At 68.0% G+C, this 22593-nt stretch carries 24 protein-coding genes; 16 read left to right on the forward strand and 8 right to left on the reverse strand.

The genetic code is table 11. The features are described from left to right. Window positions 1-135: 135 nt before the first annotated feature. From AC07Q9_RS21380 to AC07Q9_RS21410, 7 genes are all read left to right on the forward strand, one after another. Entirely contained in the window at window positions 136-612 is a 477-nt protein-coding gene (locus tag AC07Q9_RS21380; RefSeq protein ID WP_056578078.1) for a DUF2244 domain-containing protein, read from the forward strand. A 59-nt stretch (window positions 613-671) separates the two neighbouring features. Beyond that, window positions 672-1850 (forward strand): cytochrome c oxidase subunit II, encoded by a 1179-nt coding sequence (coxB, locus tag AC07Q9_RS21385; protein WP_489057690.1) that lies wholly within the window; start codon window positions 672-674, stop codon window positions 1848-1850. 43 nt (window positions 1851-1893) lie between these two features. After that, window positions 1894-3531 carry a cytochrome c oxidase subunit I gene (gene ctaD, locus AC07Q9_RS21390; protein ID WP_369630066.1) on the forward strand — a complete coding sequence of 546 codons (1638 nt, stop codon included), beginning with the start codon at window positions 1894-1896 and terminating at the stop codon, window positions 3529-3531. A 40-nt stretch (window positions 3532-3571) separates the two neighbouring features. Further along, window positions 3572-3688 carry a cytochrome oxidase small assembly protein gene (locus AC07Q9_RS21395; protein WP_216846572.1) on the forward strand — a complete coding sequence of 39 codons (117 nt, stop codon included), beginning with the start codon at window positions 3572-3574 and terminating at the stop codon, window positions 3686-3688. A gap of 40 nt (window positions 3689-3728) precedes the next feature. Next, window positions 3729-4358, forward strand: a complete 630-nt coding sequence (locus AC07Q9_RS21400) for a cytochrome c oxidase assembly protein (protein ID WP_492680294.1) — start codon at window positions 3729-3731, stop codon at window positions 4356-4358. A 53-nt stretch (window positions 4359-4411) separates the two neighbouring features. After that, the gene (locus AC07Q9_RS21405) at window positions 4412-4579 is read left to right on the forward strand and encodes a DUF2970 domain-containing protein (RefSeq protein ID WP_082818316.1); all 168 of its coding nucleotides are present in this window, start codon (window positions 4412-4414) and stop codon (window positions 4577-4579) included. An 82-nt stretch (window positions 4580-4661) separates the two neighbouring features. Beyond that, the gene (locus tag AC07Q9_RS21410) at window positions 4662-5543 is read left to right on the forward strand and encodes a cytochrome c oxidase subunit 3 (RefSeq protein ID WP_307695018.1); all 882 of its coding nucleotides are present in this window, start codon (window positions 4662-4664) and stop codon (window positions 5541-5543) included. A gap of 80 nt (window positions 5544-5623) precedes the next feature. Here AC07Q9_RS21410 and AC07Q9_RS21415 read toward each other — a convergent pair whose 3' ends face one another. Then, window positions 5624-5854 carry a twin transmembrane helix small protein gene (locus tag AC07Q9_RS21415; protein ID WP_062481367.1) on the reverse strand — a complete coding sequence of 77 codons (231 nt, stop codon included), beginning with the start codon at window positions 5852-5854 and terminating at the stop codon, window positions 5624-5626. A 27-nt stretch (window positions 5855-5881) separates the two neighbouring features. On the opposite strand from AC07Q9_RS21415, the gene AC07Q9_RS21420 reads away from it, so the two are divergent. Genes AC07Q9_RS21420 through AC07Q9_RS21445 form a run of 6 tightly spaced genes read left to right on the forward strand, consistent with a single transcriptional unit; the run spans window position 5882 to window position 11068 of the window. Then, on the forward strand, window positions 5882-6769 hold the full coding sequence (locus AC07Q9_RS21420; RefSeq protein WP_492680296.1) for an SURF1 family protein: 888 nt from the start codon (window positions 5882-5884) through the stop codon (window positions 6767-6769). Next, window positions 6753-7436, forward strand: a complete 684-nt coding sequence (locus AC07Q9_RS21425) for a redox-active disulfide-containing membrane protein (RefSeq protein ID WP_492680298.1) — start codon at window positions 6753-6755, stop codon at window positions 7434-7436. The genes AC07Q9_RS21420 and AC07Q9_RS21425 overlap by 17 nt, the downstream gene beginning before the upstream one ends. Window positions 7437-7460: 24 nt before the next feature. Next, on the forward strand, window positions 7461-8684 hold the full coding sequence (locus AC07Q9_RS21430; RefSeq protein ID WP_492680300.1) for a COX15/CtaA family protein: 1224 nt from the start codon (window positions 7461-7463) through the stop codon (window positions 8682-8684). Then, a complete protein-coding gene (gene cyoE / locus AC07Q9_RS21435; protein WP_095950890.1) occupies window positions 8681-9586 on the forward strand; it encodes a heme o synthase in 906 nt (301 codons plus the stop codon). Before AC07Q9_RS21430 ends, cyoE begins: the two co-directional genes overlap by 4 nt. A 17-nt stretch (window positions 9587-9603) precedes the next feature. Continuing rightward, a complete protein-coding gene (locus AC07Q9_RS21440) occupies window positions 9604-10227 on the forward strand; it encodes an SCO family protein (protein WP_492680302.1) in 624 nt (207 codons plus the stop codon). A 16-nt stretch (window positions 10228-10243) separates the two neighbouring features. Further along, window positions 10244-11068, forward strand: coding sequence for a DNA alkylation repair protein (locus AC07Q9_RS21445; RefSeq protein ID WP_492680304.1), 825 nt, complete (start codon window positions 10244-10246; stop codon window positions 11066-11068). A gap of 67 nt (window positions 11069-11135) precedes the next feature. Here the strand turns inward: AC07Q9_RS21445 and rpoH are convergent, their stop codons facing one another. After that, window positions 11136-12077 carry an RNA polymerase sigma factor RpoH gene (rpoH, locus tag AC07Q9_RS21450; RefSeq protein ID WP_099792678.1) on the reverse strand — a complete coding sequence of 314 codons (942 nt, stop codon included), beginning with the start codon at window positions 12075-12077 and terminating at the stop codon, window positions 11136-11138. A 136-nt stretch (window positions 12078-12213) separates the two neighbouring features. After that, a complete protein-coding gene (locus AC07Q9_RS21455; RefSeq protein WP_492680306.1) occupies window positions 12214-13131 on the reverse strand; it encodes a LysR substrate-binding domain-containing protein in 918 nt (305 codons plus the stop codon). 125 nt (window positions 13132-13256) lie between these two features. Between AC07Q9_RS21455 and AC07Q9_RS21460 the strand changes: the two genes are divergently transcribed. Next, on the forward strand, window positions 13257-14072 hold the full coding sequence (locus AC07Q9_RS21460; RefSeq protein ID WP_492680308.1) for an aminotransferase class IV family protein: 816 nt from the start codon (window positions 13257-13259) through the stop codon (window positions 14070-14072). Here the strand turns inward: AC07Q9_RS21460 and AC07Q9_RS21465 are convergent, their stop codons facing one another. The 5 genes from AC07Q9_RS21465 to AC07Q9_RS21485 form a co-directional block, all read right to left on the reverse strand. Continuing rightward, entirely contained in the window at window positions 14073-14951 is an 879-nt protein-coding gene (locus AC07Q9_RS21465; RefSeq protein WP_099792672.1) for a LysR family transcriptional regulator, read from the reverse strand. A gap of 14 nt (window positions 14952-14965) precedes the next feature. Further along, window positions 14966-16051: an ABC transporter ATP-binding protein gene (locus AC07Q9_RS21470; protein ID WP_489057697.1), complete on the reverse strand. Its 1086-nt coding sequence runs from the start codon at window positions 16049-16051 to the stop codon at window positions 14966-14968. Between the two features lie 13 nt (window positions 16052-16064). Next, on the reverse strand, window positions 16065-17882 hold the full coding sequence (locus AC07Q9_RS21475) for an ABC transporter permease (protein ID WP_492680310.1): 1818 nt from the start codon (window positions 17880-17882) through the stop codon (window positions 16065-16067). A 32-nt stretch (window positions 17883-17914) separates the two neighbouring features. After that, complete coding sequence (locus AC07Q9_RS21480; protein WP_492680312.1) at window positions 17915-19258, reverse strand: ABC transporter substrate-binding protein; 1344 nt, start codon at window positions 19256-19258, stop codon at window positions 17915-17917. 188 nt (window positions 19259-19446) lie between these two features. Next, on the reverse strand, window positions 19447-19911 hold the full coding sequence (locus AC07Q9_RS21485; RefSeq protein WP_492680314.1) for an Mpo1 family 2-hydroxy fatty acid dioxygenase: 465 nt from the start codon (window positions 19909-19911) through the stop codon (window positions 19447-19449). A 154-nt stretch (window positions 19912-20065) separates the two neighbouring features. Between AC07Q9_RS21485 and AC07Q9_RS21490 the strand changes: the two genes are divergently transcribed. Beyond that, on the forward strand, window positions 20066-20785 hold the full coding sequence (locus AC07Q9_RS21490) for a response regulator transcription factor (RefSeq protein WP_492680316.1): 720 nt from the start codon (window positions 20066-20068) through the stop codon (window positions 20783-20785). Beyond that, window positions 20782-22581 carry an ATP-binding response regulator gene (locus tag AC07Q9_RS21495; protein WP_489057702.1) on the forward strand — a complete coding sequence of 600 codons (1800 nt, stop codon included), beginning with the start codon at window positions 20782-20784 and terminating at the stop codon, window positions 22579-22581. Before AC07Q9_RS21490 ends, AC07Q9_RS21495 begins: the two co-directional genes overlap by 4 nt. Window positions 22582-22593: the final 12 nt, after the last annotated feature.

The following is a 22593-nucleotide window of genomic DNA, read 5'->3' on the forward strand; positions in this document are numbered from 1 at the left end:
GGGGCCCGCGCTCTACCCGCTACAATCCGCCGTTGCGTGAAACTCGCGGGTATTGTCCCGTGATCGAGGGGTGTCGGATCCTGTTTGTACGAGGGGTTTGGCCACCATCGACGCACCGATTTGCTGAACTCGCCCGTGTCGAATTCCGTGTTTCGTTTTGCCACCGTCTCAGGCCAGAACATCCACTGGTTCCTGAAACGCAATTGCTCGGTGACGCCGAGCCAGCTGGGCTGGCTCTACGCCTCGCTGTGCGTGGTATCTCTGGGAACGGGCATGGTGTTCTGGCTGCACGGTGCGCCGCTGGTATTGCCATTCGCCTGGCTCGAACTGGCCGCGGTGGGCTTTGCGTTCATGATGTACGCGCGGCATGCCACCGATGGCGAACGGATCGCGTTGCAAGGCGGACGCCTCGTCGTGGAGCTTGAGAACGGTGGGCACTACGAACGCACGGAATTTCTTCCGCACCAGGTGCGGATCGAACCGCAGACCGGCGATCGTTCGCTGATCGAGGTCTCGGGGCAGGGTCGATCGGTCAGGGTGGGGCGCTATGTACGCCCGGAGTTGCGAGCCGCATTGGCGCGCGAGATTCGCATGGCGTTGCGTGGCGCCTGAGGGGGCTCGCGCGGTGCTGCACGGTTGGGTTTTCGAAAAATTGAAGAAACGTGAACACGATGAAGAGCATTTGGCGCAATAAGTACAGGCCGGCGAATCTGTTGCTGGCGGCCGGCGCGGCGTTCAGCAACGCGGCGCACGCAGTCAACGATCTGCCCGGCGGCCCTTCGGTGCGCCAGCTGAATCTTCCGGTCGGCGTGACCAAGATCGCGCAGGAGCAGCATCTGCTCCACACGATCATGATGATCATCTGCACGGTCATCTTCGTCGCCGTGTTCGCGGTGATGTTCTATTCCATCTGGAAGCACCGCAAGTCGGTGGGCCACAAGGCCGCCAACTTCCATGAATCGGTGGTGGTCGAGGTCATCTGGACCATCGTGCCCTTCCTCATCGTGATCGTGATGGCGTTGCCTGCCACCAAGGTGCTCGTGGCCCAGAAGGACACCACGAACGCCGACCTCACGATCAAGACCACGGGCTACCAGTGGAAGTGGGGCTACGACTACCTGAACGGCGAAGGCGAGGGCCTGGCCTTCATCTCGACGCTCGACAGCTCGCAGCGCGCCATGTCCGACGCCGGTGCCAAGGGCGCCATGCCCGACGACTACCTGCTCAAGGTCGACAACCCGATGGTCGTGCCCGTGCAGAAGAAGGTCCGCATCATCACCACCGCGAACGACGTGATCCACGCCTTCGCCGTGCCGCAGCTGGGCCTCAAGCAGGACGCCATTCCCGGCTTCGTGCGCGACACCTGGTTCCGCGCCGAGACCGTGGGCGACTACTACGGCCAGTGCCAGGAACTGTGCGGCAAGGAACACGCCTACATGCCGATCCACGTGAAGGTGGTCTCGGCCGCCGACTACACGACCTGGGTCGCCACCAAGCGCAAGGAAGCCGCCGCCAAGCTCGACGACCCGACCAAGGTCTGGACGCTGCCCGACATGCTGGCACGCGGCGAGAAGGTCTACGCCTCCAACTGCGCGGCCTGCCACCAGGCCAACGGCAAGGGCGCAGGCCCGATCAAGCCGCTCGACGGCGCAGCCAAGGTGACCGATTCCGACCACAAGGTGCAGCTGATGGTGCTGCTCAACGGCCAGAACAACGGTGCCATGCCTGCCTGGAAACAGCTGAGCGACACCGACCTCGCGGCCGTGGCCACGTACACCAAGAACAGCTGGTCGAACAAGACGGGCCAGCTGGTGCAACCGGCTGAAGTGCTGGCCCTGCGCGGCAAGTGATCCGACGGCGCCCCGCGAAGAAGAAATTGCAAGGAACAACGACATGAGCGCAGTCCTCGACCCCCACGGTCACGCCCCCGGCGGCCACGCACACGACGAGCATCACGACCACCACGCGCCGACCGGCTGGCGCCGCTGGGTGTTCGCGACCAACCACAAGGACATCGGCACGCTCTACCTGCTGTTCAGCTTCACGATGCTGATGATCGGCGGCGTGCTCGCCTTGCTGATCCGTGCCGAGCTGTTCCAGCCCGGCCTGCAGCTGGTGAACCCCGAGCTGTTCAACCAGTTCACCACCATGCACGGCCTGATCATGGTGTTCGGCGCGATCATGCCGGCCTTCGTGGGCTTCGCGAACTGGATGATCCCGCTGCAGATCGGCGCATCCGACATGGCGTTCGCGCGCATGAACAACTTCAGCTTCTGGCTGCTGATCCCGGCGGCCATCATGCTGGCCGGTTCGTTCTTCATGCCCGGCGGCGCCCCCGCGGCCGGCTGGACGCTGTACGCCCCGCTCACGCTGCAGATGGGCCCCTCGATGGACGCCGGCATCTTCGCGATGCACATCATGGGCGCCTCGTCGATCATGGGTTCGATCAACATCATCGTCACCATCCTGAACATGCGCGCTCCCGGCATGACGCTGATGAAGATGCCGATGTTCTGCTGGACCTGGCTCATCACCGCCTACCTGCTGATCGCCGTGATGCCCGTGCTCGCAGGCGCCATCACGATGACGCTGACCGACCGTCACTTCGGCACCAGCTTCTTCAACCCCGCCGGTGGCGGCGACCCGGTGATGTACCAGCACATCTTCTGGTTCTTCGGCCACCCCGAGGTCTACATCATGATCTTGCCGGCCTTCGGCATCATCAGCCAGGTGGTTCCGGCCTTCGCCCGCAAGAAGCTCTTCGGCTACGCCTCGATGGTGTACGCCACCTCGTCGATCGCCATCCTGTCGTTCATCGTGTGGGCCCACCACATGTTCACGACCGGCATGCCGCTCACGGGCCAGCTGTTCTTCATGTACGCGACCATGCTGATCGCCGTGCCCACGGCCGTGAAGATCTTCAACTGGATCGCCACGATGTGGCAGGGCTCGATGACCTTCGAGACGCCCATGCTGTTCGCGGTCGGCTTCATCTTCGTGTTCACGATGGGCGGCTTCACCGGCCTGATCCTCGCGGTCGCGCCGATCGACACGCAGCTGCAGGACACCTACTACGTGGTGGCCCACTTCCACTACGTGCTGGTGGCCGGCTCGCTGTTCGCCATGTTCTCGGGCTTCTACTACTGGGCGCCCAAGTGGACCGGCGTGATGTACAACGAAACGCGCGGCAAGGTCCACTTCTGGTGGTCGCTGATCTCGTTCAACGTCACCTTCTTCCCGATGCACTTCCTGGGTCTGGCCGGCATGCCGCGTCGCTATGCCGACTACCCCATGCAGTTCGCCGACTTCAACGCCATCGCTTCGGTGGGTGCGTTCTTCTTCGGTTTCGCCCAGGTCTACTTCTTCCTGTTCATCGTGCTGCCTTCGATGCGCGGCAAGGGTGAAGCAGCAGCCCAGAAGCCGTGGGAAGCGGCCGAAGGCCTCGAGTGGGAAGTGCCGTCGCCGGCCCCGTTCCACACCTTCGAGAACCCGCCCAAGCTCGACGTGACCGCCACCAAGGTGATCGGCTGATCACCCGCACACGCCGGACACGCACAACGACTGAACGACGATGACGACGCCTGAACAAAGAAAGAACAACCGACGCATGGGGCTCACGCTGGCCTCCATCGCGGTGATCTTCTTCATCGGTTTCATCGCCCGCATGGTCTGGTTCAGCGGTCGCTGACCGCACCGCACCGCATCGCACCCCGAACGGAAGCAACAGCATGAGCCTCGGTCAACGCGTCCGCCGCGCCAACGTCCGCATGGTCGGCAAGCTGGCCGTGGTGACCTGCGGCATGTTCGCCTTCGGCTACGCGCTGGTGCCGATGTACCGCGCCATCTGCGAGATGACCGGCATCAACATCCTCGCGCTCTCCGAGCTCCAGGTGCCGGGCGGCGCCAGCGGCGCCAAGAACGTGCGCATCCCGGACAACACGCAGGTCGACATGACCCGCACGATCAAGGTCGAGTTCGACTCCAACGTGCGCGGCGGCCTGTGGGACTTCAAGCCGGCCGAGCGCTTCATCGAAGTGCACCCGGGCCAGCTGAACACGGTGATGTACGAGTTCCAGAACACGCAGAACCGCCGCATGGCCGCGCAGGCCATCCCGAGCTACGCGCCGCAACAGGCCGCGGCGCATTTCAACAAGCTCGAGTGCTTCTGCTTCAACCAGTACACGCTCGATGCGGGCGAGAAGAAGCAGTGGCCGGTCGCCTTCGTGATCGATCCGAAGATCTCGAAGGACGTCAAGACCATCACGCTGTCGTACACCTTCTTCGAGGTCGGCGGCAAGACGCCTCCGGCCCCGGTGGCCGCCGTTTCGCATGCTGTCGCCGATGAGCCGCGCTCGTGACCTCGCCGTTGCCGCCCGATGGCCCGCGCCGCAAGCCCACGCTGTGGGACACCATGAAGGCGGTGGGCTGGTCGTTCTTCGGGGTGCGTCGCAACAGCGCCTACAAGGAAGACCTGGGCAAGCTCAATCCGCTGCACGTCATCGTGGTGGCGTTTGCCGCAGTGATCGTCTTCGTGGTCGGGCTGGTGCTGCTGGTGCGGCATGTGGTCGCGGCCGCCTGAGCGCTGCCTGCTGAGCCGAAGACAAAAAACCACGATCTCCAGAATCATTGAATCGAGAGAAGAAAGAAAGCCAGGAGCTGATATGAGTTCAACCACCCACGGCACCACGCCCTACTACTTCGTGCCCGGACCCTCGGCCTACCCGGTCGTGTCCGCGATCGGCTTGTTCTTCGTGATCCTCGGCGCAGGGCAATGGATCAACAGCCACCAGTGGGGCGCCTGGTCGCTGCTGCTGGGCATGGTGATCTGGCTCGGCACGCTCTTCGTGTGGTTCCGCGCCGCCGTCGGCGAGAGCGAGAGTGGCCAGTACGGCCACAAGATCGACCTCTCGTACCGCTGGAGCATGAGCTGGTTCATCTTCTCGGAAGTGATGTTCTTCGGCGCCTTCTTCACGGCGCTGTGGTGGGCCCGCACCCACGCGCTGCCGACGCTCGGCAGCCTGGACAACGCGATCCTCTGGCCCGACTTCAAGGCCGTGTGGCCCAGCGTCGCGGCCGGTGTCACCGGTTCGCCGGCCGGCATCATCGAGCCCTTCCAGACCGTCGGCCCGTTCTGGCTGCCGACCATCAACACCGCGCTGCTGCTGAGCTCGGGCGTGACGCTGACCATCGCCCACCATGCGCTGCGCGCCGACCACCGCGCACAGTGCATCCGCTTCATGTGGCTCACCGTGCTGCTGGGCGTGATCTTCCTGGGTGTGCAGGGCTACGAGTACTTCCACCTGTACACCGAGCTGAACCTCAAGCTCACGTCGGGCACCTACGGTTCGACCTTCTTCATGCTGACCGGCTTCCACGGCCTGCACGTGTTCATCGGCATGCTGATGCTGCTGTTCATCACGCTGCGCCTGCAGAAGGGCCACTTCACCGCCGAGCGTCACTTCGGCTTCGAAGGCGCCGCCTGGTACTGGCACTTCGTGGACGTGGTCTGGCTGGGCCTGTACGTGCTGGTCTATTGGCTTTGAGCGAAAAACCTCACGGCATTCCAGAAAAAAGGCGCCGTAAGGCGCCTTTTTCATGGTTCTCGTGGAACGAGCACCATCTGTTACTTCCCGAGCGGGAGCCCGGTGGGCTGGATGTAGCCGAGTTTCCAGGCCAGCAGCATGCACAGGAACAAAAAGACCGACAGGCCGATCCGAAAGGTGAGCGCGCGGGCCATGCCCCCGCGCTTGTTTTGCCCGTCGCGACCGTCCTTCAGCATGAAGTAGAGAGCGAAGGCGAGGCTCGCGAAGATGCCCAGAAAGATCAGGGCGACGAAGTATTTCATGACCCGCATTATCGGCCGCGCGCCCCGTCCGCTCCAGTGACCTCCGAGCCTCCCGAGCCCCTTGTCTCCTCTGCCACGCCGCGCCGCCGCGCAGGCCGGGGCCGTTTCCTGATCGTCACGCTGGCGGCCGTGCTGGCGCTGGCGGCCACCGTGTCGCTGGGCCGTTGGCAGCTCTCGCGCGCCGCGCAGAAAGAAGCGCTGCAGGCCCGCATCGACGCGCAGAAGCAAAAGCCCCCGCTGTCGCAGGCGGAGTTCCTGGCGCTGGGCGAAGCGGTCGGCGAGCTGCACCGGCCGGTGCACCTGCGCGGCCTGTGGCTCACGGCGCAGACGGTCTACCTGGACAACCGCCAGATGCACGGCACACCGGGCTTCTATGTGCTGACGCCGTTCGCGCTCGAAGGCAGCGAGCGGACCGTGATGGTCCAGCGCGGCTGGGTGCAGCGCAATTTCGTCGACCGCACGCAGCTCGGTGTGGTCGAGACGCCGCCCGGCATCGTCGAGCTCACGGCGCTGATCGAGCCGCCGCCGAGCCACCTGTTCGAGCTCGGCGCCAAGGCCGTACCGGCGCCCGCCGCATCGGCCGCCGCGCCGGCTCCGGCGGCGCAGGCCGCCTCGGGCCCCACCGCTCCGGCACCGGGCATTCAGGGGTCTTCCCCCATCCGGCAAAATCTCGACTTGGAGGCATTCCGTGCCGAGACCCAGTTGCCGCTGCGCACCGACGTGTCGCTGCAGCAGAGCGGGCCGGCGTCCGAGGGCCTGCAGCGCGACTGGCCGGCCCCGGCGTTGGGCCTCGAGAGGCACTACGGTTACGCATTCCAGTGGTTCGGCCTGTCGGCCCTCGTTGTCATCCTCTATGTCTGGTTCCAATTCATCTCCCCCTTCCGGCGCGCGCGGCGCCGCGCACGCGATGGCCGCGGCCTCTGACGAGCCGCTGGGCCTGACCGTGCACTCGATGCCGTCGCCGGGCCAGGCGCTCGACGAGGCCGAGAACCGCCGCACCGTCCACGGGCGCTGGAAGATGATCGCCGTGCTGCTGATGTGCGCGGCACCCGTCATCGCCTCGTACTTCACCTACTACGTGATCCGGCCCGAGGGCCGCAGCGTGTACGGCGAGCTGATCGATCCGCAGCACGAGATGCCCCGCCTCACGGCAACCGACCGCAGCGGCGCGCCGGTCGAGCTGACCACGCTCAAGGGCCAGTGGCTGCTGGTGGCAGTGGCCGACGCGGCCTGCGACGCGCTGTGCGAGCAGCAGCTGTACCTGCAGCGCCAGCTGCGCGAGAGCCTGGGCCGCGAAAAAGACCGCCTGGACCGCGTCTGGCTCGTGAGCGACGCGGCACCCGTGCCCGAGCGCCTGACCAACGGCCTGCACGGCGCGACCGTGCTGCGCGTGCCGGCCGACCAGCTCGCCCGCTGGCTCGCGCCCGTGAAGGGCCACACGCTGTCCGAGCACCTCTACGTGGTCGATCCGATGGGCAACTGGATGATGCGTTTCCCGGCCCGCATGGACGCCGCCGGCGCAAGCCGCGCCAAGCGCGACATCGACCGCCTGCTGCGTGCCTCGTCCTCGTGGGACGAAGCGGGCCGCTGAGCCCGCGCGAACAACCATCGCCCCATGGACACGAGCTCCCTCTACGACCTCACGCCGATCGCCTGGATGATGGGCGCCGGCGTGCTGCTCGCGCTCGGACCGCTGGTCTGGGTGTGGCGCCGCAACGCCGGCTCCGGCCCCGCGCGGCGGCTGCACGCGCTGACCGTGCTCACGCTGTTCCTCACCTTCGACCTCACGCTGTTCGGCGCCTTCACGCGGCTCACCGATTCGGGCCTGGGCTGCCCCGACTGGCCCGGCTGCTACGGCAACGCCAGCCCGGCCGGCGCGCGCCACGAGATCGCGATGGCGCAGGCGGCCCAGCCGACCGGCCCGGTGACGCACAGCAAGGCCTGGATCGAGATGGTCCACCGCTACCTCGCGACCGGCGTCGGTGTGCTGATCCTCACGCTGGCCGGCGCGACCTGGATCGTGCGCCGCCGCCAGCGGCGCCAGCCCGCGCCGCCGGTCGACAGCGCGCACCATCACGTCGTGCTCAGCGCCTGGTGGCCCGCGGCCACGCTGGTCTGGGTCTGTCTGCAGGGTGCCTTCGGCGCCATGACCGTCACCTGGAAGCTGTTCCCCGCCATCGTCACGATGCACCTGATGGGCGCCATCGTGCTGCTCGCGCTGCTGTGCATCCAGGCCGTGCGCTACCGCCAGGTGGCGGCGCAGCGCCTGCCCACGGCCGTGTCGCCGGCCCTGCGCAACGGGCTGATCGCCACGGCGGTGCTGCTGGTGCTGCAGATTGCGCTCGGCGGCTGGGTCAGCACCAACTACGCGGTGCTGGCCTGCACGCAGTTCCCGACCTGCCAGGACAGCTGGTGGCCGCCGATGAATTTCGCGCAGGGCTTCGAGATCTGGCGCCACCTCGGCGTGACCGGCGACGGCCAGCCGCTCGACTTTTCCGCGCTCACCGCCATCCATTACGCGCACCGCCTCATGGCGTATGCCGTGTTCGTCGCGCTCGGCCTGCTGGCTTGGCGCCTGCGCCGCCTCGAGGCGCTGCGTTCGCAGGCGCACTGGCTGGCTGGCCTGGCGCTGTTGCAGCTGGCCACGGGCCTGGGCAACGTGCTGCTCGGCTGGCCGCTGGCCGCCGCCGTGCTCCACACCGGCGGCGCCGCGGCGCTGGCGGTGGTCCTGACCTGGGCGCTGTGCGAGAGCCGCCGCGAAAGCGCCGCCGCTGCACCGATTCCGCGCGCCGTCGACAATGCGCGCGGCACCCCCAACCCGAAGAAAGCCACCGCGTGAGCACCCCGATTCCTGTTCAGCACGCCAGCACCGCCAACGTGCTGCGCCAGTTCTACGCGCTCACCAAGCCGCGCGTGGTGCAGCTGATCGTGTTCTGCGCGCTCATCGGCATGGTGCTGGCCGTGCCCGGCCTGCCGTCGTGGGCCGATGTGCAGCGCGGCGTGCTGGCTTGCATCGGCATCTGGCTCGTGGCCGGTGCGGCCGCCGCATTCAACTGCCTGGTCGAGAAGGGCATCGACGCCAAGATGAAGCGCACCGCCTGGCGCCCCACGGCGCGCGGGCAACTCAGCGACATGCAGGCGCTGGTGTTCTCGGCGCTGCTGTGCGCGGCCGGCTCGGCGCTGCTGTGGTTCACGGTCAACCCGCTGACCATGTGGCTCACGTTTGCCACCTTCGTCGGCTATGCGGTGATCTACACCGTCATCCTGAAGCCGCTGACGCCCCAGAACATCGTGATCGGCGGCGCCTCGGGTGCCATGCCGCCGGTGCTGGGCTGGTCCGCCATGACGGGCGACGTCGGCCCCGAGGCGCTGATCCTGTTCCTCATCATCTTCCTGTGGACCCCGCCGCACTTCTGGGCGCTGGCGCTGTACCGCGTCGAGGACTACCGCAAGGCCGGCCTGCCGATGCTGCCCGTGACGCACGGCAACGAGTTCACGCGGCTGCAGGTGCTGCTGTACACCTTCATTTTGTTCGCCGCCTGCCTGATGCCCTTCATCTACGGCATGAGCGGCTGGCTCTACCTCGTGGTCGCCATCGGCGTGAGCATCGGCTTCACCGGCTATGCCTTCGCGTTGTGGCGCAACTACTCCGACACGCTGGCGCGCAAGACCTTCCGGTTTTCGCTCATCCACCTGAGCGTGCTGTTCGCGGCGCTGCTCGTCGACCATTACCTCCGCTGACCGGACCTGACCTGCCCATGAACAAGCGCAATGCCCTGAAATCGATCGCCGCCACGGCCGGCTGGGTGGCCGTCTCGGCCACGCTGGGACTGGGCCTCGCGGCCTGCAGCGAGCAGCAGCCGAAGCAGAGCTTCCAGGCGGTCGACATCACGGGCGCCGACTACGCGAAAGACTTCTCGCTCACCGACGCCGACGGCAAGGTGCGCACGCTGGCCGATTTCAAGGGCAAGGCGGTGGTGCTGTTCTTCGGCTACGTGCAGTGTCCCGACGTCTGCCCGACCACCATGACCGAGATGGCGCAGGTCAAGCAGCAGCTCGGCGCCGACGGCAGCAAGCTGCAGGTGCTGTTCGTCACCGTCGATCCGGCGCGCGACACGCCCGAGGTGCTCAAGGCCTACATGGGCGCGTTCGACCCGAGCTTCGTGGCGCTCATTCCCACGCCCGAGCAGCTGGCCGCCATCGCGAAGGACTTCAAGGTCTACTACAAGAAGGTCGAGGGCAAGACGCCGACCAGCTACGCCATGGACCACTCGGCCGCCAGCTACATCTACGACCCGCAAGGCCGCCTGCGGCTCTACGCGCGCTACGGCGCGGGCGTGCCGGCGATGGTGTCGGACCTGAAGACGCTGCTCGCTTCCTGAGCCGGGCGCCCACGCCATGGCATCGGTCGACCATCTGAAGTCGCGCAAGGGCGCGTTCCGCATCGCGCTCATTCCGCCGGAAGTGCTGGGCGCGCTGAACGGCGGGCTGCTCGAGACCGTCAACCTCAACGAATTTCTCGCGCTCGAACTGCCGCTGCTCGCGCGCAGCGTGGCGGGCCATGTCGGCCTCGACGCGGCGCACGAACGGCTGGACGACACGCTCGCCATGCTGGCCGCCTTCAAGCCCATGCAGCGCCACAGCCACATTGCGCGCGCGCTGTACGACATGACGGCCGAACACGCCGAACGCGATGCCGTGGCGCACCGGCTGGCCACGCACGCGAGCGACGTGGCGCGCTGCTGGGCGGTGCAGTGGATCACGCTGTCGGGCCTGCCGCTGGCGGCCCAGCTCGACGCCGTGCGCCGCTTTGCCGCCGACCCGCACTTCGGCGTGCGCGAGTTCGCCTGGATGGCGGTGCGCGACAGCGTCATCGATTCGCTCGACGAGGCGCTGGCGCTGCTGCAGCCCTGGGTGACCGATGCCGATCCGAACGTGCGCCGCTTCGCCAGCGAACTCACGCGCCCGCGCGGCGTGTGGTGCGCGCAGATCGAAGCGCTGAAGGCCGAGCCCTGGCTGGCGCTGCCGCTGCTGGAGCCGCTGCGCGCCGACGCGCATCGCTACGTGCAGAACTCGGTCGCCAACTGGCTCAACGACGCCAGCAAGACGCAGCCCGAGTGGGTCGAGACGCTGTGCACGCGCTGGGTGGCCGAATCGCCGGTTGCCGAGACCCGCTACATCGCGAAGCGGGCGCTGCGCACGCTGACCAAGTCGACGCCCTGAAGCGTCCCCGAACGAAAAAAAGCCCGGCACTGCCGGGCTTTTTCGTGGAGGAGGGCGGTCGTGACGCTTACGCGTACTCGGCCAGGGCCTTCTTCATCTTCTTCATCGCCGCCACTTCGATCTGGCGGATGCGCTCGGCGCTCACGCCGTACACCGCGGCCAGGTCGTGCAGCGTCATGCCGCCCGAGCCGTCGTCGTTCACCTTGAGCCAGCGCTCTTCGACGATGCGGCGGCTGCGGTCGTCCAGCGCCTCGAGGGCGGTGGCGATGCCGTCGCTCGACAGGCGGTCGCGCTGCTGCGATTCGAGCAAGGCGGTCGGTTCCTGCGTGGCGTCGGCCAGATAGGCGATGGGGCCGAAGCCTTCGTCGCCGTCATCGGACGGACCCGGATCGAGCAGCACGTCGCCGCCCGACAGGCGGGTTTCCATTTCGAGCACTTCCTCGGGCTTCACGTTCAGGCGCGTGGCCATCTGCGAGACCTCGTCGGGGCTCAGCGTCTCCCGGTGCGTGCCGTTGTCGGCCGCGGCCGAGTCGGCCTTGAAACTCTGCTTCATCGAACGCAGATTGAAGAACAGCTTGCGCTGCGCCTTGGTCGTTGCGACCTTGACCATGCGCCAGTTCTTCAGGATGTACTCGTGGATCTCGGCCTTGATCCAGTGCATGGCGTAGCTCACCAGCCGCACGCCCTGGTCGGGGTCGAAACGCTTCACGGCCTTCATGAGACCGACGTTGCCTTCCTGGATCAGGTCGCCGTGCGGCAGCCCGTAGCCCAGGTACTGGCGGGAAATGGAGACGACCAGGCGCAGGTGCGACAGGATCAGCGCACCGGCAGCTTCGAGGTCGTTCTGGTCGCGCAACTTGCGTGCGAAGCCCTGCTCTTCTTCGAGCGTGAGCAGCGGCAGGCGGTTGGCGGCCGAAATGTAGGCATCCAGGTTGCCCAGCGGGGGGACCATCGACCATGGGTTGGCGACGGCCAGCTGGTTGGCAGAGACTCCAGACAGCGTTGTCATCAGGGGAAACTCCTTTGTGTTGGCCATATTAGCACTCGGTTAGAGGGAGTGCTAAGCCAAGGGTTCCCTTGGGTTTCTATCGTTGCGATAGCTTTTGTCGCGATTTGTTGGATATTTGTATGCCGTTTGGCGTTTTTCAAGTCCTGGAGGCTTGCCCCAGCAGCCAGTCCTGAAACGCCAGGATGCGCGGGTCCTGGGCGCTGCCTTCCGGGTAGACCAGGTGGTAGGCGTAGCCCGCCGCCATGGGCACGCCGATGTCGAACAGCCGCACCAGCCGGCCCTGGGCGAGGTCGGCGCCGATCATGTCCAGGTCGGCCAGGCCGACCATGCCGCTCTCGGTGACGGCGCGCACCACGTCGCTCGAGTCGGCGAAGCCGATGCAGCGGCTGTCGTCGAAGCCCTCGACGCCCGCGGCGGCCATCCACATCGGCCAGTTCGGCCAGACCATGCCGTCGGTCTTCCAGTCGACGAAGCACAGCGTGTGCTGGAGCAGGTCGCGCGGCGTTGCCAACGGGGGCCCGCTGGCGAGCAGCCTGGGGCTGCAGACCGGCACGATCACGGTGTCGAACAGGCGCTGCGCGCGCGTGCCCGGGTCTTTGCCGGTGCCGAAGCGGATCGCCACGTCGATGTCGTCGGCGTCGAAATCCCGCAGCGCGTCGGAAATGTCGAAACCCAGTTCCAACCCAGGGTTCGCGGCCCGGAACTGCGGCAGCCGGGGCAGCAGCCAGTTGGTCGCGAAGCGGGCGCTGGTCGACACGCGCAGCGTCGCCGCCCCGCGCGCCATGCGCCGGGCGCGGCCGGCGGCGCGACGCAGGGTGTCGAGGGCGTCGGCGGTGGCCTCGAACCACACCGCGCCGGCCGGTGTCAGGCGGATGCTGCGGCTGGTGCGCGTGAACAGCACGACGCCCAGCTGGTCTTCGATCTCCTTGATCTGGTGGCTCACGGCCGCCGGCGTCAGCCCCACCTCTTCGGCGGCCCGGGTGAAGTTCAGGTGCCGCCCGGCAGCCTCGAAGGTGCGCAGGGCGCGGGTGCCGGGGAGCAGTCTGGGATGCATTGATCTTCAAATGATTTTTGATAATTTTCCAAAAACTATTCGTTTCTCAAAGGGAAGTCAACGCGGGATAGTTCAAGAACTTGAAGATCCATCCACAACGATCCCCTTTCAGGAGCAATGAAACCATGTCCGCCAGCACCCCTTCTTCCACTTTCGTCGTGCAACGCAACGGCCAGCCCGCACCCGCCGAGGCCTTGGCGTCGCTGGCCTTCGCCGGCCACGCCCATTTCACCGCCATGCAGGTGCGCGGCGGCCGGGTGCGGGGCCTTGATCTCCATCTGGCTCGGCTGCGCTTCGCCTCGCAGACCCTGTTCGGCCAGGCGCTGCCCGACGACATGGTGCGCGCCCACCTGCGGGCCGCGCTCGCGGCTGGCCCGGCGGACCTGTCGCTGACCGCCACCGTCTACTCCCCGGCTGGCGAGTTCACCGTGGCCGACGCGGTGCCCGAGGTGCTGATCCGCACCGGCCCGCCTTCCAACGGCCCCGCCGGCCCGCTGACCCTGGCCGCGATCGAACACGAGCGTTTCCTGCCGTCCGTGAAGCATGTCGGCGAAGGCGCCAAGACCCAGCTGCTGCGCCAGGCCGCCGCGCAGGGCTTCGACGACACGGCCTTTCTCGACCGGCAGGGCCGGCTCGGCGAGGCGTCGATCTGGAACCTGGCCTTCTGGGACGGCAAGGCGGTGGTGTGGCCCGAGGCCGACGTCCTCACCGGCACCACGATGGGCATCGTGCGCCGGCAACTCGATCGCCTCGGCGTCCCGCAGCGCAGCCAGGTGCTGCGGATGGCCGACCTGCCTGCGCTGGCCGGCGCCGTGGTCATGAACTCGTGGACGCCGGGCGTGGCGGCGCACCGCATCGGCGACGTGGCGTTGCCGGCGGCGCCGGCCTTTTTGGAGCTGCTCCACCGGGCCTACGAGGCCGAGCCGCTCGTGTCGGTGTGATCAGCCCCAGACCGACTGCACCGCCGACGTCAGCGCCACCACCAGCGGGTCGCCGGCGCGCTCGGTCGCGCTGCTGAAGTACAGCTGGGCGTCCACCCGCGCGTGACCCCACACGACCCAGTCGCCGCGCTCCACGCCCGGCACGGCGACTTCCTCGCGCAGCAGTGCGCAGGCGCTGCCGGCGCGCACGAAGGTTTCGAGTGCGCTGGTGTCGTCGCTGCGCATCACGACGTTGGGCGCCAGGCCCTGCTGCTCGAACAGGCCGCGCAGCATCTGGTGCACGTGCGATTCCGCCGTGCCGTCGACCCACGGCAGCCCGGCCAGCACGCGCCAGCCGCCGCGCTGCATTTCGGTGGCCAGGCGCGGCGGAAAGGCAATGCGGTAGCACACCGAGCGCAGCGCGATCCACTGCAGGTCGCGCGGCGGGTGCACGCTGATGGTGAAGGCGCCCGCCAGCCCGCCGCCGCGCACCTGGTCGAGCAGGTGGCCCACGGCGTGGGTGCGCGTGTGCAGCTCCACCAGCGGCAGGCTGCGCTGCACCGCGACCGCCAGGTGGCCGGTGCGCAGGAACTCGGGCGTCTCGCCCGGCAGGCCCAGGTCGATGCGTCCGCCGAGTTCGCCCTGCATGCGCCGCGCCGCGCCCTTGAGCTCGCTGGCGGCGCTCAGCAGCGCCTCGGCCTGGGGCAGCAGCCGGTCGCCCGCGCGCGTGAGCGTCATGCGGCCGGCGCCGCGGTCGAACAGGGCCACGCCGAGGCTCGATTCCAGGCCCTTGATCTGCGCGGTGACCGCGGGCTGCGTGACGCACAGCACGTCGGCCGCGCGCGTCACGTTGCCCACGCGTGCCACCGCGACGAAGGCGCGGATCTGGTGCAGCTCCATCGGCGCGCGGCGCGTCAGGCGCCGAACAGGCGCACTTGCGAGGGCTCGATGCCCAGGCTCACCGCACCGCCGACCGGGAACTTCGACAGCCCCATGTGGTGCGGGTGATCGACGGCCAGGTTCTGGTGGCCCACACGCACGCGGTAGCGCGTGAACTCGCCGAGGAACTCGCTGGCCTCCACGGTGCCCGGCACCCACACGTAGCGCGCGTCGTGCGCCGCGTCGGCCACGTCCACGCGCAGCGTGTGCGGGCGAAAGCTGATCTGCAATGTGTCGGCCTCGGGCGCGTCGGTGGGCAGCGGAAAGTGCAGCTCGCCCACGCCGTCGACGTCCAGCGAGAGCGTGTCGCCGCGGCGAGAGCGCACCTTGCCCTCCAGCAGGTTCATGGTGCCGACGAAGTTGGCGACGAAGGTGTTCACCGGGTAATCGTAGAGCGTGGCCGGCGCGCCGACCTGCTGCACCACGCCCTTGTCGAGCACGGCCATGCGGTCGGCGGTGGTCATGGCCTCTTCCTGGTCGTGCGTGACGAAGATGGTGGTCAGCCCCAGGCGCCGCTGCATCGCCAGCAGCTCCTGGCGCATCTGCACGCGCAGCGTCTTGTCGAGGTTGGAGAGCGGCTCGTCCAGCAGCAGCACCTGGGGCTCGATGACGATGGTGCGCGCCAGCGCCACGCGCTGCTGCTGGCCGCCCGACAGCTGGCTGGGGCGGCGCTGCGCATACGGCAGCAGCCCCACCAGCTCGAGCGCGGCCGTCACCTTCTCCTTGATGACCGCCTTGGGCGCCTTGCGCTCCACCAACCCGAAGGCCACGTTGTCCCACACCGTCATGTGCGGCCACAGCGCGTAGCTCTGGAACACCATGCCGATGTTGCGTTCCCAGGGCGCCTTGTCGCTCACGTCCTTGCCGTCGATCAGCACTTCGCCGTGCTGGTGGCGGTTGAAGCCGGCAATCAGGCGCAGCAGCGTCGACTTGCCCGAGCCCGAAGGCCCGAGCAGGGCGAAGAACTCGCCGGGCTCGATGTCGATGTTGACGTCCTTGAGCACTTCGGTGGTGCCGTAGGCGAGCCGCACGTTGCGGCACTGGACAGGTACTTTTTTCATGGGAAGCCTTGGGTCAGATCTTGGCCGCCGGGGCGGTGGGAATGGCAGGTGCGTCCGCAGCAACAGGTGCCGCGATCGGCAGCGGCGGCAGCGCTTCATCGAGCGGCCGCGCCGTGAGCCGCTGGCCGGTGCGCTCGACCACCAGGTGCGACAGGTAGGTGCCCAGCGCCACCACGGCGATGGCCAGCACGCCCAGCGCCGCGCCGGGCCCGCGGCCGGCCACGCTCTGCATGTACAGGTAGATGCCGTAGCTCATCGGCGCCTGCGACTCGGCCGACGACAGCAGGATGGTGGCCGACAGCTCCACCGCCGCCGTGATGAAGCTGGTCACGAAGCCCGCCAGGATGCCGCCCGCCATCAGCGGCACCACCACGCGCTGGATGGTGCGCATCTTGGTCGCGCCCAGGCTCTCGGCCGCCTCCTCGAGCGACACGTGCACCTGCTGCAGCGCGGCCACGCAGGAGCGCAGCGCGTAGGGCAGGCGGCGCACCGCGTAGGCCAGCATGATCACGATCCAGGTGCTGGTCAGCAGCGTGTCGGTGCCCGGCACCGTGACGCCCTTGAACAGCCGCAGGTAGCCGATGGCCAGCACGATGCCCGGCACGGCCAGCGAGGCGGTGGCGATCCAGTCGAGCCACTTGCGCGCGGGCAGCGAGGTGCGCAGCATCAGGTAGGCGATGGTCACGCCCAGAATCACATCGAGGCCCGCGGCCAGGCCGCAGTACAGCAGCGTGTTCTTCATCATGCCGCCGGCGTCGTGGAACACGGTCTCGTAGTGGGCCAGCGTGTAGGCGTCGGGCAGCGGCGAGAAGCTCCACACCTGCGCCAGCGACAGCAGCAGCACGCCCAGGTGCGGGCTCAGCACCACCAGCAGCACCACGAAGATCCAGCCGTAGGCCGCGAACGAGCCCAGCGGCGACAGCTGGCGCTTGGCGATGCTCGCGCCGCCCTTCTGGATCGTGGAGTACTCCTTGCCCGCCAGCATGCGCGCCGACAGCGCCATGGCCGTGATCGAGAACACGATCATGATCACGCTGATCACGTAGCCCAGCGGGTCTTCCAGCCCCACCTGCGTGATGCGCAGGTAGGCCTGCGGCGCCAGCATGTTGGTCTGGCCCAGCACCAGCGGCGTGCCCAGGTCGTCGAACACCTTCACGAACACCAGCGAGGCGCCGGCCACGAAGCCCGGCATGGCCAGCGGGAAGATCACGCGCCAGAACAGGCGCCAGCCGGTGCAGCCCAGGTTGAGCGCCGCTTCTTCCATGGCGCCGTCGATGTTGCGCAGCGCCACCGTGAGGTTCATCAGGATGAACGGGAAGTAGTGGATGGCCTCCACGAAGATCACGCCGTTGAGCCCTTCCATGATCGGCAGCGTGACGCCGAAGTACTGGTTGAGCAGCAGGTTCAGCGAGCCCGAGCGGCCGAAGATCAGCTGCATCGCGGCCGCGCCCACGAAGGGCGGCATGATCAGCGGCAGCACGCCCAGCGTCTGGATCAGCATCGCGCCGCGGAACTGGAAGCGCACAGTGAAGTACGACAGCGGCACTGCGATGAGTGCCGCGAACAGGGCCGACGCGGTGGCCACGAACAGGCTGTTGAAGAACGACTCGCGCATCAGCCCCTGTTCGAAGAAGGCGCCGAAGTGGCCGAAGGTCAGGCCGCCGTCGGCATCGACGAAGGCGGTGTAGAAGACCCGGCCGACCGGCAGCACGAGAAACAGCAGCAGAAAGCCGAGCACGAGGGCGCCGGCCAGCCAGGCGCCGGGGCGAACCTGGCTGAAGCGGCGCGCGCGCGCAGTGGCCGGCGCGGTGCCGGCGGTGAGTGTGGTCATCGGTGAGGTGTCCGGTGGCGCTCAGTGCGTGTTCAGCGGGCGCTGGCCAAGGCCTGCTCGGCCAGCGTGCGGGCGCGTTCGTACTGCTCGCGGGCCTGCGTGCTCCAGCGGTCTTCCAGGCCGGTGACCTGCTTGTTCGAGGCAGCGTCCTTCTTGTTGGCGGTGAACAGCGCCAGGAAGTCCTTGTCGTTCGCCATCGACGCGCCAACCAGCGGCGTGAAGGCCAGGTCGCGCGCCTGCTTGAGCTGCGCCTGGCCCTGCGCGTTGGGCTTCTTGGCCAGTGCGGCCGTGGCCTCGTGGATCGCCTTGGTGGCGGCCTTGAGTTCCTTGTGGCGGAAGGTGATGGTCTGGTCGAACAGCGACGACACCACGTTGTAGCGGGCTTCCGAAAGGTCGGAGTCGAAGTGCACCTTGGCGCGCTTGGCGATCTCGAACGGGTTCGGATAGGCGGGCGGCACCTTGCCACCGAGTGCCGACGGCGGCAGCACCGGCAGGCGCGAGATCTTCGGGTCGAGCAGCAGCAGTTGGCCTTCGGTCGACACGCTGTAGGCGATGAACTTGCGCGCCTCTTCGGGGTTCTTGCTGCCGCTGACCAGGCCGATGTTGGCCGGCACCACGGCCGTCACGTCGGGGTAGACGAACTCCACCGGGAAGCCCGAGAACTTGCCGGCCAGGCCGAAGAAGTCGATCACCAGGCCGATGCCGAACTGCCCGTTGTTCACGCCGTCGGGCACGCCGAAGCTGCGCTCGGTGATGGCTGCGCTGTTGCCCGAAATCTGCAGCAGCTGGTTCCAGCCCTTGTCCCAGCCTTCGCCCTGCAGCAGCGTCTCGACCGTCAGGTGCGTGGTGCCCGAGCGCGAGGGCGCGCTCATGGCCGCGTGGCCGAAGTACACCGGCTTCATCAGGTCGCTCCACTGCGCGGGCGCGGGCAGCTTGTTGGCGGCCATGTAGCGCGTGTTCCACATCAGGCCGTAGCCGGCCAGCGCCTGCCCCAGGTACAGGCCCTGCGGGTTGTTGATGGGGTAGTTGCCGACCTTCTCGGGCACCGCCTTGTTGGCCTGCGCCGCCACGTTCTCCAGCAGCTTCTGCCCGGCCAGCACCTCGAAGGCATCGGGCGCCGAGGCCCAGAACACGTCGGGCCGCTGGCCCACCGGCAGCTCGCGCACGTACGAGATGCCCTGCACCGTGCTCTTGTTGAGGATCTCCAGCTTGATGCCGGGGTTGGCTTTCTCGAACGCCACCTTGTAGGCCTGCGTCAGCTCCTTGGGAAAGGAGGTGACGACCGTGACGGTGCCGGCACGGGCAGCGCCGCCGAGGCCGGCGGCCAGCAGCGAGAACGAAAGCGCAAGCGTGCGCAGGGTGAAGCGGGAAGGCATGGTGTTGTCTCCAGGTCGTTGGCGAGGACGCATGCCGCGCGCTTCGTGGCGAGCGCTTGCGGTCATGTCGGTCGGCATCGTGCATGACGTGCCGCGCGGGGGCCAATCAGAAAACGTGATGCACGCCATCACCCCTCAGGGTTCACCCGAGGGCGGCAACGAAAAGGAGACGGGGTGGGAGGCGCCGTCTACCAGCGGATGCCGAGCTTCAGGAACAGCTTCGACAGCACGAACAGCGGACCGACCCAGAGGTACTGGATGTCCTCGAAGAACGACGGCTTCTTGCCTTCCATCTTGTGGCCGACGAACTGGAAGATCCATGCCACCACGAAGATCGCCGCCGACACCGGCGCTACCGAGGCGCCCATCGCATGCACCGCCACCAGCGCCAGCACCGTGAGCGCCAGCATGGTGACCAGGAAGGCCGGCGAGCGCAGCAATGCGTAGTACACGAGGCTGGCCGCCACGAAGGCGTAGGCCACCCACGGATGGATCGCGAACAGCAGCCCGACGATGCTCAGCATGATCGCGGGGATGGCCACGAAGTGGATCAGCTCGTTGGTCGGATGGCGGTGGCTCTCCTCGTAGTGGGCGAGCAGGCGGTCGACCTTGCGCTCGCTGGTGGCGAGCGGGGCGGCGGCGGTGTGGGTCATGGCAGGTCTCCGGGGCGCCGTGCGTTGCGGCAAGACTTCCATGGTGCCCACGGCGCCGGGCCGTGGCAAGTGGCGTCGTCCCGGGTGGGGCGAGGGCAGGGCGCCATGACTTAGGGCACTGTCGCGCGGGGCTTGCGCCGCTAAGATCAAATCCGTGGCCTCTTTCGACTCCCCCTCCGCACCCCCGCCGCCCCTCACCGACACCGGTGTGCCTGTCGGCGTGTCCGGCGCGATCCTGGTGGTGGACGACCACGACCTGCTGCGCCTGGGCGTGAGCGCGCTGGTGCAGGCCCAGGCCGCCACCTCGGGCGCGCGCATTTCGGTGTTCGAGGCCGGCAACATCGCCGACGCGCTCGCGCTCTACGCCGCGAACGAGGCGGCCATCGGCCTCGTGCTGCTCGACCTCGCGCTGCCCGACACGCACGGGCTCAGCGGCCTGGCCGAGTTCCGCCTGCGCTTTCCGGCGGCGCGCGTCGTGGTGCTCTCGGGCACCGCCAACAGCACGCTGGCGCAAGGCGCGCTCGCGCTCGGCGCCAGCGCCTTCCTGCCCAAGTCCGCCGACCTGAAGGAGATGGTGGGCTTCATCCGCGCCTGCGGCCTGTTCGAGGCCGACGGCACGCCGCCGCAGCCGCTGCCGCCGGCGGCGCTGCCCAAGTCGCTGTCGGGGTACGCGGAGTTCGCGCACGCCAGCGCCTGGCAGGAACTCACGCCGCGCCAGATGCAGGTGCTGCAGTGGGTGCTCGAAGGCAAGGCGAACAAGGAGATCGCGCAACTGGCCAACCTGAGCGAGGGCACGGTGAAGAACCATGTCTCGACCATCCTCCTGCTGTTCGGCATGCGCTCGCGCGCCCAGCTGATCAGCATGCTGCGTTGAGCGGCGCCACGCTGGCGGGCCGCGGCGATGCCGCCGCCGGCCAGCTGCTGGGCCAGCGCGTGCTGCGCGAGCACGTCGGCTCGGTCTACGACACCTACGGCATCTCCACGCTGACCCACCTGGGCTTCGTGATCGTGTTCGGCTGCATCATCTACTCGCAGCTCAGCGATGCGCGCCTGCTGTTCTGGATGGCGGCGCTGGTGGCGGTCGACATCTACGTGTTCTTCACGCCGCGCTGGACGCCCGACAAGCCGGCCTCCGAGAGCCCGTACTGGGCGCGCAAGATCTCGCGCATGGTCACGCTGGTGAGCATGATCACGGCGGTGGTGCCCTGGTTCATCGTGCCGCACGAGAACCTGCCCATGACCTCGCTGCTGATGGCCGTGATCGTCGGCAGCTGCGCGCGCGCCGCGCAGTCGCTGTGGCCGCTCAAGCCCGCGCTGTTCGGCTACACGCTGCCCATGTCGCTGGGCATGATCATCGCGCTGGCCTGGCAGGGCGATGGCCTGCACCTGTTCCTGGCCGCGGCCGGCTCGGCCTACCTGATGCTCACGCTGCACGCCGGCGTGCGCCAGCACCGGCTGCTGACCGACTCGCTCATGCTGCGCTTCGAGAACGAGGCGCTGGCCGCGCGCCTGGGCGAGCAGATCGCCGCCACCGAGCGCGCCAGCGAAGAAAAGACCCGCTTCCTCGGTGCCGCCAGCCACGACCTGCGTCAGCCGCTGCACGCCATCGCGCTGTTCGGCGCCGCGCTCGAGAACGAACTGCGCGGCCGGCCCGAGAGCCGCAACGCCGAGCGCCTGATGCGCGCGGTGAACTCGCTGGGCGCGTCGCTGGACACCATGCTCGATGTGTCCCGGCTCGACGCGGGCGTCATCACGCCTTCGCCGCAGCCGGTGGAGCTCGATGCGCTGTTCCTGCCGCTCAACCACACCTTCTCGGCGCAGGCCGAGCAGAAGGAGCTGCAGCTGCGCGTGCGTGCCAGCGGCCTGTGGGTGCGCAGCGATCCGCAGCTGCTGCACCGCATGCTGTCCAACCTGATGGACAACGCCCTGAAGTACACCGTGCAGGGCGGCGTGACCGTCACGGCGCGCGACCGCGGCGACACCGTGTGGATCGAGGTGCGCGACACCGGCATCGGCATCGCGCCCGAGCAGTCGCACCGCATCTTCGAAGAGTTCTACCAAATCGATAACCCGGGCCGCGACCGTGCGCGCGGCCTGGGCATCGGCCTGTCGATCGTGCGCCGCCTGTCGCGCCTGCTCGGCCATCCGGTGCAGATGCATTCGCGCCCGGGCCGGGGCACGCACTTCCGCGTCGTGCTGCCGACCGTGCCGCCGCAGGTCAGCGCGCTCGTGGGCCCGTTTCCGGCCGGCAGTGTCGAACTGGCTGCACGTCGGCGCGCGGCCATGCTGCCCGGTCGCGTGCTGCTGATGGACGACGAACTTGAAATCCGCGAAGCCATGACCGGCCTGCTGCGCTCGCACGCGATCGATGCGCACGCCGTCGCCGACGAGGCCGCCGCGGCCGAGGCGCTGCACCAGGCTCGCGCCGAAGGCCGGCCCTTCGGCCTGCTGATGTGCGACTACCGCCTGGCCGACGGCGTCGACGGCCTCGACGTGGGCCTGCGCCTGAGTCGGCACCTGGGCACCGAACTGCCGCTGCTGCTGATCACCGGCGAGACCTCGCCCGACCGCCTGCAGCGCGTGCGCGAGTCGGGCGTGCCGGTGCTGTTCAAGCCCGTGGCGCCCGATGCGCTGCTGCAGGCCATGGCGGGGCTTGTGCCGGCACCGTAGCGTTTGGCACAC

It is taken from the genome of Variovorax sp. GW821-FHT09A10, from assembly GCF_059418385.1.

Bases quoted from the DNA above. Each gene is read 5' to 3' on its own strand.
- coxB (WP_489057690.1), top strand. From the start codon at position 672: ATGAAGAGCATTTGGCGCAATAAGTACAGGCCGGCGAATCTGTTGCTG.
- ctaD (WP_369630066.1), top strand. From the start codon at position 1,894: ATGAGCGCAGTCCTCGACCCCCACGGTCACGCCCCCGGCGGCCACGCA.
- AC07Q9_RS21395 (WP_216846572.1), top strand. From the start codon at position 3,572: ATGACGACGCCTGAACAAAGAAAGAACAACCGACGCATGGGGCTCACG.
- AC07Q9_RS21400 (WP_492680294.1), top strand. From the start codon at position 3,729: ATGAGCCTCGGTCAACGCGTCCGCCGCGCCAACGTCCGCATGGTCGGC.
- AC07Q9_RS21405 (WP_082818316.1), top strand. From the start codon at position 4,412: ATGAAGGCGGTGGGCTGGTCGTTCTTCGGGGTGCGTCGCAACAGCGCC.
- AC07Q9_RS21410 (WP_307695018.1), top strand. From the start codon at position 4,662: ATGAGTTCAACCACCCACGGCACCACGCCCTACTACTTCGTGCCCGGA.
- AC07Q9_RS21415 (WP_062481367.1), bottom strand. From the start codon at position 5,854: ATGCGGGTCATGAAATACTTCGTCGCCCTGATCTTTCTGGGCATCTTC.
- AC07Q9_RS21425 (WP_492680298.1), top strand. From the start codon at position 6,753: ATGGCCGCGGCCTCTGACGAGCCGCTGGGCCTGACCGTGCACTCGATG.
- AC07Q9_RS21430 (WP_492680300.1), top strand. From the start codon at position 7,461: ATGGACACGAGCTCCCTCTACGACCTCACGCCGATCGCCTGGATGATG.
- AC07Q9_RS21440 (WP_492680302.1), top strand. From the start codon at position 9,604: ATGAACAAGCGCAATGCCCTGAAATCGATCGCCGCCACGGCCGGCTGG.
- AC07Q9_RS21445 (WP_492680304.1), top strand. From the start codon at position 10,244: ATGGCATCGGTCGACCATCTGAAGTCGCGCAAGGGCGCGTTCCGCATC.
- rpoH (WP_099792678.1), bottom strand. From the start codon at position 12,077: ATGACAACGCTGTCTGGAGTCTCTGCCAACCAGCTGGCCGTCGCCAAC.
- AC07Q9_RS21455 (WP_492680306.1), bottom strand. From the start codon at position 13,131: ATGCATCCCAGACTGCTCCCCGGCACCCGCGCCCTGCGCACCTTCGAG.
- AC07Q9_RS21460 (WP_492680308.1), top strand. From the start codon at position 13,257: ATGTCCGCCAGCACCCCTTCTTCCACTTTCGTCGTGCAACGCAACGGC.
- AC07Q9_RS21465 (WP_099792672.1), bottom strand. From the start codon at position 14,951: ATGGAGCTGCACCAGATCCGCGCCTTCGTCGCGGTGGCACGCGTGGGC.
- AC07Q9_RS21470 (WP_489057697.1), bottom strand. From the start codon at position 16,051: ATGAAAAAAGTACCTGTCCAGTGCCGCAACGTGCGGCTCGCCTACGGC.
- AC07Q9_RS21475 (WP_492680310.1), bottom strand. From the start codon at position 17,882: ATGACCACACTCACCGCCGGCACCGCGCCGGCCACTGCGCGCGCGCGC.
- AC07Q9_RS21480 (WP_492680312.1), bottom strand. From the start codon at position 19,258: ATGCCTTCCCGCTTCACCCTGCGCACGCTTGCGCTTTCGTTCTCGCTG.
- AC07Q9_RS21485 (WP_492680314.1), bottom strand. From the start codon at position 19,911: ATGACCCACACCGCCGCCGCCCCGCTCGCCACCAGCGAGCGCAAGGTC.